Source organism: Pseudohalioglobus sediminis (assembly GCF_008370495.1).
GTDB lineage: Bacteria > Pseudomonadota > Gammaproteobacteria > Pseudomonadales > Halieaceae > Halioglobus.
In genome coordinates this window covers 150,940-163,898 of sequence record NZ_VTUX01000007.1, presented here as the reverse complement: position 1 = coordinate 163,898, position 12,959 = coordinate 150,940, and the positions used below count along the sequence as shown (strand labels likewise).

Here is a 12,959-nt window from a genome sequence, read left to right as displayed (position 1 = left end):
ATGAGCGACATTTATATCCTCGGTGGCAGCCAGACCGACTTCGCCCGCAACTGGGCGCGGGAGGGCAGGGGCATTTACGAGATGTTCGAAGAGTCCCTGCGCGAGGCCGTCACCAATGCGGCGATCGAGCCGGCGCAGATACAGGTCGGGCACGTGGGCAACTTCGTTGCCGAGCTGTTTGCCGGCCAGGGCCTGCTCGGCGGCTTCTTCGGCCAGGTCTACCCGGAACTGGCGGCCCTGCCGACCTCCCGTCACGAGGCGGCCTGCGCCTCCGGCTCCATCGCCATTCTCTCGGCCATGCGCGATATCGAGGCGGGGCACTACGATATCGCCTGCGTGCTGGGCCTGGAACTGATGCGCAACGTCGACGGCAAGACCGGTGCCGAATACCTGGGTTCCGCTGCCTGGCGCGGCCAGGAGGCCGACCCGGCGGAGTGCGATTTTCCCTGGCCGCATATGTTCGATCGCCTCACCGATGAATACGACCGTCGCTACGGCATCCGTGAGGATCACCTCAACCGTATCGCCGAGATCAACTTTGGCAACGGCAAGCTGAATCCGCGGGCGCAGACGCGCAAGTGGGAGTTCCCCGAGGGCGCCTTCACCTGCGATGACCAGCTCAATCCCGTGATCGAGGGCCGCGTGCGCAAGCAGGACTGCGGCCAGATCACCGACGGCGCGGCCTGCGTGATACTCGCCAGTGAATCGCAGGCGCAGCAACACGCGGCAAAACTCGGCCTGGCCCTCGATGATATTCCCCGTATCAAGGGCTGGGGCCACCGCTCGGCGCCTATCCTGCTGTCGCGCAAGCTGGAACTTAGCGCCGACCAGCCGCTGGTGTTCCCCCATGCTGCCATGTGCCTGCAGGAGTCGGCGCAGCGTGCGGGCTTCGCCCAGGTTGCCGACCTGGACGGACTGGAAACCCACGACTGTTTCACCATGACCGAGTACATGGCCATCGATCACGCGGGGCTGACAGCGCCAGGCGCGAGCTGGCAGGCCGTGGAGGACGGGCGCATCACCCGCGACGGCAGCTTCCCCATCAACCCCAGTGGCGGGTTGATCGGCCTGGGCCACCCGGTGGGCGCCACCGGGGTGCGCATGCTGCTGGACTGCGCGCGACAGGTGACCGGTCGCGCCGGCGCGTACCAGATTCCGCGCGCGCAGAACATGATGACCTTTAACGTGGGTGGCAGTACCACCACCTGCGCCAGTTTTGTTGTTGGAGTAGGCAAGTGAAAGACGTATTCATCTATGACGCCATCCGCTCGGCGCGCGCTCGCGCCAAAGAGAGCGGGGGGCTGCACGACCTGTCGCCGCAGGCCTTGCTGAAGAGCCTGTATGGCAGCCTGGGCCAGCGCACCGGGCTCGACCCAGCGCTGGTCGGTGATGTGGTGCTCGGCTGTGTTACCCAGCACGGCGAGCAGGCAGGCAATATCGCCAAGACCTCGGTGATGTACGCGGGCTGGCCGTCGACGGTCAGTGGCCTCACGGTGAACCGCTTCTGTTCTTCGGGCATCGACGCCATTGCCATGGGCGCGCTGAAGGTTGCCGCCGGGCAGGAGCAGGCCGTGGTCGCCGGCGGCGTGGAGATGATGTCGCGGGTGCCGATGCTCTCGGACCAGGCCCGGGCCTTCGTTGACCCGGCGTTTGCCGCGCAGTGCCAGATGTTGATGATGGGCTCGGGTGCAGACCTGATCGCCACCCTGAACGACGTTAGCCGCGAGCAGGCCGACGCGATCGCCCTGCACAGTCAGCAGCGGGCTGCGCATGCGCGGGCGCAGGGTTATTTCAAGTCCATCGTGCCGGTCGAGAATCCGGTAAAGGGCATTACCGTGACCGAGGATGAATGTATTCGCGCCGACGTCACGATGGAGTCACTGGCGGAGATGCCGGCGGCTTTTGCCAGCATTGGTGCCAAGGGCGTGGATGCCCTGCAGCTGGCGGCGAATGCCCGGCTTGCGGCTATCGAGCACGTGCATACCGCGGGCAACTCCCCGGCCATGGCGGACGCCGCAGCCTTGCTGTTGCTGGGCGACCTGGCAATGGGCGAGCAATTGGAAGTGGCACCGCGGGCCAGGCTGGTCGCCAGTGCCACGGCAGCGGATGACCCGCTACAGGTGCTCAGCGGCTGCGTACTCGCCGCGCAGAAGCTGATGGACCAGCAGGGTATCAGCGCAGCGGACGTGGACCTGTTTGAAGTGCATGAAGCGTTTGCCGCCACCGTCGTCAAGTGCCAGCGGGATCTCGGCATCGGCGACGACAAGCTCAATGTGAATGGCGGGGTGATTGCCCTCGGGCATCCGCTGGGTGCGACCGGCGCGATCATGGCCGGTGTGTTGCTGGATGAAATGGAACGCCGGGATGTGCGGCGTGGTGTGGTGTCGGCGAGCGGCGCCGGCGGCTCGGGCTCGGCACTGCTGATCGAGCGTTACTGAGGTAACCGGGACCGCTGGGCGAAGCAGCGTAGGGAGTAGGAAAATGCACATGAACCAGGTGACGCTGCCGGTCAGCGATATGGAGGAGGCAACAGCTTTCTATCGCCGCATGGGATTCCTGCAGATTGTGGATACGCCCCATTACGCCCGCTTCGAATGCCCGCAAGGGGACGCCACCTTTTCCCTGTCGCTGGAAGACGGATCCTGCCACAACGGCAGCGTGATCTATTTTGAGCACGAGCAACTCGATGAATTGGTTGCCGAACTCCAGGGCAAGGGCTTTGAGTTTGCGCAGGCGCCCCGGGATATGTCCTACCTCTGGCGTGAGGCCATCCTGTACGACCCGTCCGGCAACAAGATCAAGCTGTACCGGGCCGGCGAGAACCGGCGCTATCCGCCTTGGCGCGTGGAGTTATCTGCCGCTCCGGACGCCGGGCCCTGAGAGCGCCGGCACCCGCTTCGCTGCCCTGAGCCCCGCAACGGCGCAACGGCGCACCGTGCAATATGGGCAGGAAATAGCGGGCAGATTGCCGGTGCCGGAGCAGTTGTTTCGTTGCTTGCATAAAAAAACCAAAGCCGGCAAACTAGCTGAGCCGGTTTAGTGATCGTCATGCGAGGTGACAGAACAATGGAACAGAGATTTGCCGATACGGACGCGCCCTTTGGCCATGAACACGGTCCACTGTTGACCGGCACATTTGCGCCGGTTGCGGACGAACTGGTACTTGAGCAGCTGCCTGTTGAGGGAGCAATCCCGCGCGACCTCAATGGTGTGTATTTGCGCAATGGCCCCAATCAGCAGTTCGAACCCAGGGGCACGCATCACTACTTCGACGGCGAGGGGATGATACATTCCGGTGTCTTTCGCAACGGGCGCTTCTGCTACCGCAACAAGTACGTTCGCACCGAAGGCTGGAAAAACAATGACGCCGCCGGTGCAGAGCTGTACTGGGGCGTGATGAACTCCGTCAAGGATTCTACTGACAGGCCCATGAACGATGCGGCCAATACCGACGTTATCGGTCACGGCGGCAAGGCGGTGGTGAGCTGGTACCTCGCGGGCGTCCCCTACATCATCGATCCGATCACACTGGACACCATCAAGGCCGCCCCCGAGTATGTCAGCGGCCCCGGCAAGGGCATGTCCGCCCACTCCAAGGTAGACGAGCATACCGGCGAGCTGCTGTTCTTCGACTACTTCACGGAAAAGCCCCACATGAGCTACGGGGTGGTGAGTGCGGATGGCAGGCTTGTGCACCATGTTCCCATTGAATTGCCGGGCGACCGGCTGATGCATGACATGGGCATCACCGAGAATTACTCGATACTGCATGACGTGCCGGTCTACCATGATGAAGAGGCACTGAAAGCGGGTCGACACAAGATAAGGTTCGACTCGTCGCTGCCCATTCGCTTTGGCGTGATTCCCCGCTTCGGCGCGTCGGACAGCATTCGCTGGTTTGAATTTTCATCGTGCTTCCTCTACCACGTGGTGAATTGCTGGGAAGAGGGCGATGAGGTGGTGATGATCGCCTGCCGCTATATGCCGGCCAAAAAAGCCGACGGCAGTATCGATGAAGAGCGCACCGCCAGGATGATTGCGATGCTGGAGATGGACGCCCGCCTGTGGCGCTACCGGATGAATATCAAGACCGGCGAGACCAGCGAAGAATGCCTCAACGCCGACCACAATGTGGAGTTTCCCACCTATAACAGTGCCGATACCGGCCGCTACACGCAGTGGGCCTACCTCGTGGATCACGACCCGAGGATGCTGCGCTGGACGGGCATCCGCAAGATGAATACCGATACCGGGGAGAGCGTCGGCGAATGGTCCGACGGGCATGACGACTGCTGGTACAGCGAGCCCTGGTTCGCCCCGACCGACAACCCGGCAAGTGAAGATCACGGCTACGTGGTGAGCTTTTGCTGGAACGACAGGACCGAGGTCCAGGAGTTGCAGGTTTTTGACGCCCTGGATATCAGCAAGGGACCGGTGGCGCGCATCAAGTTGCCCCGGCGCGTGCCACCGGGATTCCACGCCTGCTGGATGAAGGCGAGCCAGATAGACAACTGGACCGCCGCCAATGAGTGATCTTTTCGCCCGGCACCGGGAGACACTGGACAAGGCCGTCGACGCCTGCAACCAGCGCTATTCCTGGACCGCCTACCCGGAAAGCCCCAGCAGCAAGATCTGGGGCCAGGAGCCGCCCGTAGCCGGCAAGGCGCGGTTTGAAGCCCTGCTCGGCAAGGACTATCCGCTGGCACAGCCGGGGGAGATCGGCCGCACCGGCGCCGAGGTGTCGCCCTATACCGGCGAGCCCCTGGGTATCAGCTACCCGAAGATGGACGTGGACGCGCTCTACACTGCGATAGAACAGGGAATGCCGTCATGGCGTGATGCCGCGCCGGAAACGCGCATCGGTATCTGCCTGGAGATTCTCGACCGCTGCGCCGGGCAGTTGTTCGAAAACGCCCACGCCACCATGCACACCTCCGGGCAGAGTTACATAATGGCCTTTGCCGGCAGCGGCGCCAATGCCCTCGACCGCGGCCTGGAAGCGCTGGCCTATGCCTACAAGGCGATGGCCGATGTGCCGCAGGCGGCGCAATGGGAGCGCCAGTTCGGCAAGGGCGGGGCGGCGAAGCTGGCCAAGCGTTACCGCATCATGCCCCGCGGCGTGGGCGTGGTGATCTGCTGCGCTACCTTCCCGCTCTGGAACGGCTACCCGGCGCTGTGTGCCAGCCTGGCCACGGGCAACCCGGTGGTGCTGAAACCGCACCCCGCGGCCATACTGCCGGTGGCCCTGCTGACCACCGTGGCCCGCGAGGTGCTGGCGGAGCAGGGCTTCGACCCGAACCTGGTGAGCATGGTGGCCGATACCCGGGATGAGCCCGCCACCATGCCGCTGCTGGAGCACCCGCTGACGGCGATCGTCGACTTCACCGGCAGTCCCGGCTTCGGCCGGTGGATCGAGCGCAACTGCACCGACAAGCTGGTGTATACCGAGACCGCCGGCTGCAACTCCGTGGTAATCGAATCCTGCGAGAACCTGGAGGCCATGGCCGGCGCGGTGGCGCATTCCCTGTGCCAGGCCTCGGCACAGATGTGCACCAGCGTGCAGAACATTCACGTGCCCGCCGGTGGCATTGTCGTGGGCGACGGGCGCGCCAGCTTCGATGAGGTCGCCGCCGCGCTGCTGGCGGCGGTTGAGCGCCACCTCGCCAATCCGCAGGTGCTGTGCGGCACCCTGGTGGACGAGGCGATCCTGGGCACCATCGAGCGCTATCGCGGCCTGGCAGCAGAACACGGCAGGCTGCTGCGCGATTCCGGCCCGCTGGATTACCCGGACTTTCCCCGTGCGCGCACGGCGTCGCCACTGATGCTGGAAGTGAACGAAGCGGCGCGGGATATCTACCGCGACGAGATCTTCGGGCCGGTGTCTTTTGTGATCAAGGGCGAATCCGCGGAGGCCTGCCTGCGCGAGGCCACCACCAACGCCCGCGAATGCGGCGCCATCACTTCCCACGTTTACTCGCTGAACGAAGACTTCCTGGACCAGGCGGAGCAGGCTTACAACAACGCCGGCGCCTCCGTCGCCTGCAACCTGGTCGGCATGCCGATAAATTTTGCCGCGGCGTATTCAGACTACCACGTCACCGGGCTCAATCCCGCCGGCAATGCCTGCCTGACGGACATGGCCTTTGTAGCCAGCCGCTTCCGCATCGTGCAGAGCAAGCGTATGTAGTCTGCGCTGCGCAACCCCCGTCGCTGCCGGTGGTCTTTGGCACAGCGGCGGTGAACATCGGCCGATTCCCCGTTATATTGTTGCCATGCAAGCAGCCATCGCTAACACAGTCCTCTCGGCAACGGGGGCGCAGACGATTCGCAACGCCACTGTCATTCAATCGCTATGGAGTGGCTACGGTGAGATTGTTCGTCTCGAGCTGGAGGGCAGTACCCATCCCTCGGTGATTCTCAAGCACGTCAAACTGCCGGAAGCAGGTAGCCACCCCCGGGGTTGGAACACGGGGCGTTCCCACCAGCGCAAAATACGTTCCTACCAGGTGGAGGCACACTGGTACCAGGACTACGCCGGCCGATGTGACGCGGCGTGCCCGGTGCCGAGCTGTTTGGCCGTTAGCGCTCGGGAGAATGAAACCATACTGGTGCTGACAGACCTTGATGCTGCGGGTTTCATTCTCAGGAAAGACCGTGTGACGGTGGAGGACATCCATGCCTGCCTGGACTGGCTGGCGAGTTTTCATGCCACGTTCCTCAATAGCCCGGCAGCGGGGCTCTGGCAATGTGGCAGCTACTGGCATCTCGATACCCGCCCCGATGAACTGGCAGCGCTCGAAGATGTTGCGCTGCGCGAAGCTGCACCGCTGATTGACCGGCAATTGCGCCAGTGCCACTTTCAAACCCTGGTCCACGGTGACGCCAAGCTGGCCAATTTCTGTTTCACCGGCGATGCCCCGCAACCCGGCGTGGCGGCGGTGGATTTCCAGTACGTGGGCCAGGGCTGCGGCATGAAGGACGTGGCCTATTTCTTAGGCAGCTGTTTGCAAGAGGAGGAATGTGAGGCCCTGGAAGCACCATTGCTGAATTACTATTTTTCTAGGCTGGGGCAGCGCGTAGCGGAGAAGCAGCCCGGTGTGGATACCACTGCACTGGAGAGCGAGTGGCGGGGACTCTACGACGTGGCCTGGGCGGATTTCCATCGCTTTCTCAAGGGCTGGAGCCCGGGTCACTGGAAAATAAACAGCTACAGCGAGCGACTGACCCGCAGGGTTATCGAGCGACTAAAGCCATGACGGAAACGACACTGCCCTTGCAGCAGTTGTGTGATGTAGCCATTCATGCCGCGCGAGAGGCCGGCGTATTTGTACAAAGCATTGACCGCACCGGGCTGCAGCGATATTTCAAGGATGCCGGCAGCAGTGCTGCCTCCCAGGTGGTGACGGAAGTGGACGTGCGCAGTGAGGCGATCATACGCCAGAGGCTGCAGCCGGCTTCTGAGCAGTGGGATATCGCTTTCTGCGGAGAAGAGTCGGCAATGCAAGTGCCCGGCGTGACACCCCAGCGCCTGACGAAGTCCTTTTTCTGGTGTGTCGACCCGCTCGACGGCACGCTGCCCTTTGTGGAGGGGCGCAGGGGTTACGCGGTTTCCATCGCCCTGGTCGACCACTCCGGCGCGCCCCTGATCGGCGTGGTCTACGATCCGCCAGGTGCCAGTCTGGTGTATGCCATCAGGGGCGATGGTGCGTATCGCGAGCAGGCTGCAATCCAAACCGGCGCACTGGAATCCAGGTCGCTAAGGGTTTTTGCCGACGCCAGCTTCGACGCAGATGAACATTGCGCTGCCATCACCGACATCCTGAACGGATGTGCACAGACTTTAGGCCTGGCTGGCGTGGAAATGGTGTATGGCAGCGGGGCGGTGAAAAATGCCTGCCAGGTCCTGGATTACCCCGCGGCGTGTTACGTAAAACTGCCGAAACCCGGGGAGGGTGGCGGCAGCGTTTGGGATTTCGCCGCCACCGCCTGCATCGTTGGTGAGGCGGGTGGCTGGGTCAGTGATATCCATGGCCAGCCGCTGGAGCTCAACCGCAAGGACTCGACGTTTATGAATCACCGGGGCGTGCTGTATGCGTCAAACACGCGGATTGCGCGATACCTGATCGACAGGCTCCGGGCCACCTTGCCCGCGGGGTGACCTCTGTATGCGCCCATTCATGTAAATGATGCCTAACGCCTGCAAAACCGATTATTGTCAAAGCAAGGTCACTATAAATTTGCAGGCGATGAAACAGTGTTGCTTCCTGGCGCACGCACCTTAGACCTGCTTATGACCCTAAGCCACTGTGGCGTCATACAGAGTATTGCCGGTGCGTTCCTCTCGCTGATCAGCGCACGATTTCCTCACTCAACTCACCGGGTTGGAAGTCCCTCCGTTTGTGAGCTATTGCAAGCACGTGAATTTGATTACCACGGATCTCGTAGAGGATTCGGTATGAGTACAGTTGTAACTCGCGGATATCTTTGTCGTTAATCTCAGGTACTATCTTGCCGATGCGCGGTGATTCAGATAAGAGCAGGGACTTATTAATAATGGCCTGCATGACATATTTGGCGTAATGCCGGGAATCGGCGGCAATGAAATCATGGATATGACGCAAGTCGGCCTTGGCGTGATCTGACCAGGTTACCAATGCTCGATCTCATGCTTGAGATCCTTGGCGGAGGTCAAGCGACCCTGATTGATATCTTCCTTGCCCTTGCGTACTTTATCCAGGACATAGAGCCGGTACATGATCTCATCCATGTCAGCAGTATCGGGTAGCTGGCTGATGATGTTCAGAGCATCCTGCTTGGCTGCTTGCATGACCGTCTCCTGATCGTGATGCTTGTTGCTGTACTATCTTGGCTAGAATATCACTGACAAAACGCCGGAGTATAGACGCCGGACACAATTGAGTAATCCCTGGTTTGCGTGCCCCCGGTTGGGGAGCAACACTTTATTCAGACTTGCGCAGTGAATGGGCCTATTTGCATGAACGGGAGAGCTTGTGCCCCCGGTCCGCTTTTCATTAACCTGTGTATAGAGGCACCAGGGCGATCGAGGCATGCAGGTGACGCACCGCAATCCACGGGGAATATCCGGGCATGTCATGGTTGCTGTGCTGGTGCTTACAGGAGGCCTGTTCATGTTCACATCACTGCAACGCCAGTTGATTTACTTTCCTGAGGTGGCGCCGGAAGCGGTGTTGCTGGACGCTGCCGGGCGCGTGGGCATGTTGCCGTGGCGCAGTGGCAAAGATGAACTGATCGGCTGGCGCAGCCACCCTGCCGGAAAGGGCGCGCGCCGCCTTGTGGTGTTTCACGGGAACGCCGGCTATGCGCTGCATCGGCAGTACTTCGCGGCGGGTTTTCTTGCCCAGGGGGATGGCTGGGAGGTGTATTTGTTCGAGTACCCCGGCTACGGTGCCCGCCCCGGTGAGCCATCGGAGGCGGGCATAAAAGCCGCCGCCGCCGACGCGCTGGCCGAACTGTTGGCCGGGGACCCGGCGCCGCTGTACCTTGTTGGCGAGTCGCTGGGCAGCGGGGTCGCGAGCTACCTTGCCGGCAGGTTCCGGCAGCAGATCGGGGGGGTGTTGCTGGTCACTCCGTTCACCAGTCTGGCGGATGTTGCCGGCGAACATTACGGGATGCTGCCGGTGCGCGCCCTGCTCAGCGAGCGTTTCGACTCGGTGGCGGCGCTGGGTCGGTACAGCGGCCCGGTGGCGTTCTTGATCGCCGGTGATGACGAGATCGTGCCCGCAAGGCTGGGTCGCAGCCTGTACGACAGCTACCAGGGGCCGAAATGGCAGTTCGAACAGCCGGGAGCCGGGCACAATTCCCTGGACTTCGATCCGGGCGCGAGCTGGTGGCGGGAGGTCACGGCGTTCTGGCGAGCACACTAAGGCTGGCCCTGCACTCACAGGCGGCCCGGAGCGGGCTGTCACCGGCAGCGCCCAGGGCTTTTCGTCTCGCCGTGGCTGCCGTTCGTCGTAAACGGCGCTGCAATGGGGTGCAATTGCTGGTAGCCTGCGCGCGTTTTTCTGCACGCGAGGTTGACCATGCATAAACTGGGAACACTGCTGGCCGCGGGACTGCTGTTGCTGTCCGCGGCGGCCCATGCCGACTGGATAGAGCGCTCCAATGCCATCACCATGGAGGTGCTGCGTTTCAACGCGGGTTTTGAGCCGGAAAATATCTCCGACCTCGGCCTCAGTGAGTTCGACGCACAGGTCAGTGACCTGGGTGAGAATCTTCACCAGCGCCGTATCGACGGGCTCAAGGAGCAGATACGGCGGCTGGAAGCGCTGCAATCGGGTGAAAAGGACGCCCGCGTCAGCCAGGACATCAGCATCCTGATCACGGCGCTCCAGGACAACATTACCAGTGAGCAGCTGAATCATGAGCTGATGCTGCCCTACTACAACCTGCACGAGGGACTCTTCCGGAATTTCAACGCCCTGCTGGACCCGCGCAACGATGCATCGCGTTACCCGGCTGCACTGGAGCGCCTGCGTCGCTACACGGGCCGGGAACAGGGCTATACGCCCCTGACCGAGCAGGCCAGGGCGCGCACCCAGGAGCGCTTTGGCGTGAAGGGCCTGCTGGGACCCTACGCCGGGCAACTGGAAAGCGATCTCGGCAAAACCCGGCAATATGTTGCGGGCATGCGCGAGTTGTTCGTGGCCGCGGGACTCGAGGGCTGGGAAGCGGACTTCGCTGTGCTCGAGACGCAGCTGGCCGAATACCGGGCCTGGCTGGAACAGGCGATGGTGCCGCGGGCGCGGGCTGGCAACCAGCTGCCACCGGATATCTACGCCGACAACCTGAAAAACTACGGCGTATACGCCGAGCCGGAAGCGCTGATCGCCAGCGCCCAGTACAGCTACCAGCTGCTGCGCAGTGAAATGAAAGCGCTGGCGGCGCAGATCGCAAAGCAGCGCGGCTGGGAAAAGGACGACCTGTTGTCGGTAATCGCGGCGTTGAAAAAGCAGCAGCTGCCCGAAGACAAGGTGCTGGCTACCTACCAGCAGCGCCTCGCCGAGATCGAGGCCATCATCCGCCGCGAAGACATCGTTACCCTGCCTGAGCGCGATGCCAGTATCCGCATGGCCACGCCGGCGGAGGCCGCCGCGATTCCCGCGTCGTTCATGACACCGCCGCAGCTGATCAACAACACCGGTCAGTACGGTGAGTTCGTGCTGGTGCAGAGCAATCCCGCCCTGGGTGACGAGGCGAAGATGGATGACTGGGGCCACGACGCCATCACCTGGGCACTCACGGTGCACGAGGCGCGCCCCGGTCACGAGCTGCAGTTTGCCCGCCTGGTCGAGGACGGTACTTCGCTGGCGCGCGCCATCTACGCCATGAACAGCGCCAACGCTGAGGGCTGGGGGCTGTACGCGGAATCGATCATGCACGAGTACCTGCCGCTGGAGGGCCAGCTGTTCAGCCTGTATACGCGCATCATGCGCGCTGCGCGGATGTTCCTTGACCCGATGGTCAACACTGGCCAGTTGAGCCGCGACGGCGCCAGGGATTTCCTCATGGAACAGTTACTGCTGTCTCGCCCCATGGCCAGCTCCGAGGCAGATCGCTACGCGTTCTGGGCGCCCGGGCAGGCGACATCCTATTACTACGGTTACATGGCGTTGATGCGTCTGCGCACGGAAGTAGAGCTGGCCCTGGGTGAGGCCTTCGACCAGCGCGCCTTCCATGATTTCATACTGCGCCAGGGTCTGCTGCCGCCCGACCTGCTGCGCGAGGCGGTACTGGACGAATTCGTGCGCTGATCAGCGCACGATATCGACCTTGCTGACGGCCGCCATCCTGCCCGAGCTGTTGAGCTGGCGCATTTCCGGGATCATCGCCGCGAGCGCCTGCTCGCGGTTGCCCGGCGTCGGGTGGGTGCTCAAGAACTCCGGGGGCGCCGAGCCGCCCGCTTTGGCCATCTTCTGCCACAGGGTCACGGCGGCGTCTGGCTCGTAGCCGGCCAGCGTGGCCAGGCGCATGCCGATGGCGTCGGCCTCGGATTCGGCGGTGCGGCTGTTGGGCAGTTCCAGCGCCAGCTTGGCCGCCGCTGCAGCGCCGATCATGGCGGCGCCGTGGTGGTCTGAAGCCACACCCACGGCGACCACGCCAAGGGAGGTGGCCATGGCCCGCGACATGCGCTCGGCGGTGTGGTTGGCCAGGGCGTGGGAAATCTCGTGGCCCATGATCTGGGCGAACTCATCGTCAGTCAGGTTCAGCTTTTCGAACAGTCCGGTGTACACCGCCATGCGGCCACCGGCCATGCACCAGGCGTTGACGGTTTTCGGGTCGTCGATAATCGCCACGCTCCACTCCCAGTTGGCTGACTGGGGATAGTTCTGCACCGCCACGGTGACCAGCCTGCCGGTAATGGTGGCCACGCGGTCCACCATGCGCGGGTCATCCACCAGCTTGTTCTTGGCATCCAATTCGCTGACTGTGCTCAGGTAGGCTTTCCTGGACTCGACAATGGCCGACTCCGGAGAGATCAGCATCAACTGCGAACGCCCGGTGGGGCTGGTGGCGCAGCCGCTGACCAGGGCGAGGGCAAGCGTTACAAACAGCAGTTTTTTCATGGTGTACCTGTAAAAGTTGGCAGTGGAATGGGTCAGCGAAGACCGTCTCGGCGCAGCGCCCATGGGGCGATATCTTCCCCCAGTGCGCACGCCATCTCAAGTCTGAGACCCGCCGGGGTGGCGAAAGGTTCATCCCGGTACCCCGGCTGACAGGTGCTTCGCCTGCGGGAAAACACCGCGAAAGCGCCCCGTGGGTATTGATTGGCAAACCGCACAGCGGCTGGCGGCGCGGTGCTGCGGTTACAATGCTCCGGCAGTTCGCGCAGGGCATGCCGCCACCGAGCCACCCTGTGGCAGCTTACTGAGGGCGCGGTATCGCTGCCTGACAGAGATTCGCAGGAGTCGAGGAAAACC

General features: G+C 62.7%; 12 protein-coding genes. 9 read left to right on the top strand and 3 right to left on the bottom strand.

The genetic code is table 11. The features are described 5' to 3' along the window. The 7 genes from F0M18_RS14475 to F0M18_RS14445 all read left to right on the top strand — a co-directional run bounded on the left by F0M18_RS14475 (nt 1) and on the right by F0M18_RS14445 (nt 8,158). Nucleotides 1–1,239: an acetyl-CoA acetyltransferase gene (locus tag F0M18_RS14475; protein WP_149612168.1), complete on the top strand. Its 1,239-nt coding sequence runs from the start codon at nt 1–3 to the stop codon at nt 1,237–1,239. Beyond that, nucleotides 1,236–2,438 (top strand): acetyl-CoA C-acyltransferase, encoded by a 1,203-nt coding sequence (locus F0M18_RS14470; RefSeq protein WP_149612167.1) that lies wholly within the window; start codon nt 1,236–1,238, stop codon nt 2,436–2,438. The genes F0M18_RS14475 and F0M18_RS14470 overlap by 4 nt, the downstream gene beginning before the upstream one ends. 49 nt (nt 2,439–2,487) lie before the next feature. After that, on the top strand, nt 2,488–2,880 hold the full coding sequence (locus F0M18_RS14465; RefSeq protein ID WP_262500961.1) for a VOC family protein: 393 nt from the start codon (nt 2,488–2,490) through the stop codon (nt 2,878–2,880). A 186-nt stretch (nt 2,881–3,066) separates the two neighbouring features. Continuing rightward, entirely contained in the window at nt 3,067–4,533 is a 1,467-nt protein-coding gene (locus F0M18_RS14460; protein ID WP_149612165.1) for a carotenoid oxygenase family protein, read from the top strand. Next, entirely contained in the window at nt 4,526–6,187 is a 1,662-nt protein-coding gene (gene paaN / locus F0M18_RS14455; protein ID WP_149612164.1) for a phenylacetic acid degradation protein PaaN, read from the top strand. Before F0M18_RS14460 ends, paaN begins: the two co-directional genes overlap by 8 nt. 85 nt (nt 6,188–6,272) lie before the next feature. Then, the gene (locus F0M18_RS14450) at nt 6,273–7,256 is read left to right on the top strand and encodes a phosphotransferase (RefSeq protein ID WP_149612163.1); all 984 of its coding nucleotides are present in this window, start codon (nt 6,273–6,275) and stop codon (nt 7,254–7,256) included. After that, nucleotides 7,253–8,158, top strand: a complete 906-nt coding sequence (locus F0M18_RS14445) for a 3'(2'),5'-bisphosphate nucleotidase CysQ family protein (protein ID WP_149612162.1) — start codon at nt 7,253–7,255, stop codon at nt 8,156–8,158. The genes F0M18_RS14450 and F0M18_RS14445 overlap by 4 nt, the downstream gene beginning before the upstream one ends. 190 nt (nt 8,159–8,348) lie before the next feature. On the opposite strand, the gene F0M18_RS14440 is transcribed toward F0M18_RS14445, so the two are convergent. Both F0M18_RS14440 and F0M18_RS14435 read right to left on the bottom strand, forming a co-directional pair. Further along, complete coding sequence (locus tag F0M18_RS14440; RefSeq protein WP_149612161.1) at nt 8,349–8,654, bottom strand: type II toxin-antitoxin system RelE/ParE family toxin; 306 nt, start codon at nt 8,652–8,654, stop codon at nt 8,349–8,351. Then, the gene (locus F0M18_RS14435; protein WP_149612160.1) at nt 8,648–8,827 is read right to left on the bottom strand and encodes a hypothetical protein; all 180 of its coding nucleotides are present in this window, start codon (nt 8,825–8,827) and stop codon (nt 8,648–8,650) included. The genes F0M18_RS14440 and F0M18_RS14435 overlap by 7 nt, the downstream gene beginning before the upstream one ends. A gap of 322 nt (nt 8,828–9,149) precedes the next feature. Between F0M18_RS14435 and F0M18_RS14430 the strand changes: the two genes are divergently transcribed. Both F0M18_RS14430 and F0M18_RS14425 read left to right on the top strand, forming a co-directional pair. Further along, on the top strand, nt 9,150–9,905 hold the full coding sequence (locus F0M18_RS14430) for an alpha/beta hydrolase (RefSeq protein ID WP_188109732.1): 756 nt from the start codon (nt 9,150–9,152) through the stop codon (nt 9,903–9,905). Between the two features lie 156 nt (nt 9,906–10,061). Further along, nucleotides 10,062–11,792, top strand: coding sequence for a DUF885 domain-containing protein (locus F0M18_RS14425; protein ID WP_149612158.1), 1,731 nt, complete (start codon nt 10,062–10,064; stop codon nt 11,790–11,792). Here the strand turns inward: F0M18_RS14425 and F0M18_RS14420 are convergent, their stop codons facing one another. After that, a complete protein-coding gene (locus tag F0M18_RS14420; protein ID WP_149612157.1) occupies nt 11,793–12,605 on the bottom strand; it encodes a M48 family metallopeptidase in 813 nt (270 codons plus the stop codon). Nucleotides 12,606–12,959: the final 354 nt, after the last annotated feature.

What these genes read in the sequence shown, in the direction of transcription:
- F0M18_RS14460 (WP_149612165.1), top strand. Translation starts at nt 3,067, where the DNA reads ATGGAACAGAGATTTGCCGATACGGACGCGCCCTTTGGCCATGAACAC.
- F0M18_RS14420 (WP_149612157.1), bottom strand. Translation starts at nt 12,605, where the DNA reads ATGAAAAAACTGCTGTTTGTAACGCTTGCCCTCGCCCTGGTCAGCGGC.
- paaN (WP_149612164.1), top strand. Translation starts at nt 4,526, where the DNA reads ATGAGTGATCTTTTCGCCCGGCACCGGGAGACACTGGACAAGGCCGTC.
- F0M18_RS14435 (WP_149612160.1), bottom strand. Translation starts at nt 8,827, where the DNA reads ATGCAAGCAGCCAAGCAGGATGCTCTGAACATCATCAGCCAGCTACCC.
- F0M18_RS14445 (WP_149612162.1), top strand. Translation starts at nt 7,253, where the DNA reads ATGACGGAAACGACACTGCCCTTGCAGCAGTTGTGTGATGTAGCCATT.
- F0M18_RS14425 (WP_149612158.1), top strand. Translation starts at nt 10,062, where the DNA reads ATGCATAAACTGGGAACACTGCTGGCCGCGGGACTGCTGTTGCTGTCC.
- F0M18_RS14450 (WP_149612163.1), top strand. Translation starts at nt 6,273, where the DNA reads ATGCAAGCAGCCATCGCTAACACAGTCCTCTCGGCAACGGGGGCGCAG.
- F0M18_RS14430 (WP_188109732.1), top strand. Translation starts at nt 9,150, where the DNA reads ATGTTCACATCACTGCAACGCCAGTTGATTTACTTTCCTGAGGTGGCG.
- F0M18_RS14465 (WP_262500961.1), top strand. Translation starts at nt 2,488, where the DNA reads ATGAACCAGGTGACGCTGCCGGTCAGCGATATGGAGGAGGCAACAGCT.
- F0M18_RS14475 (WP_149612168.1), top strand. Translation starts at nt 1, where the DNA reads ATGAGCGACATTTATATCCTCGGTGGCAGCCAGACCGACTTCGCCCGC.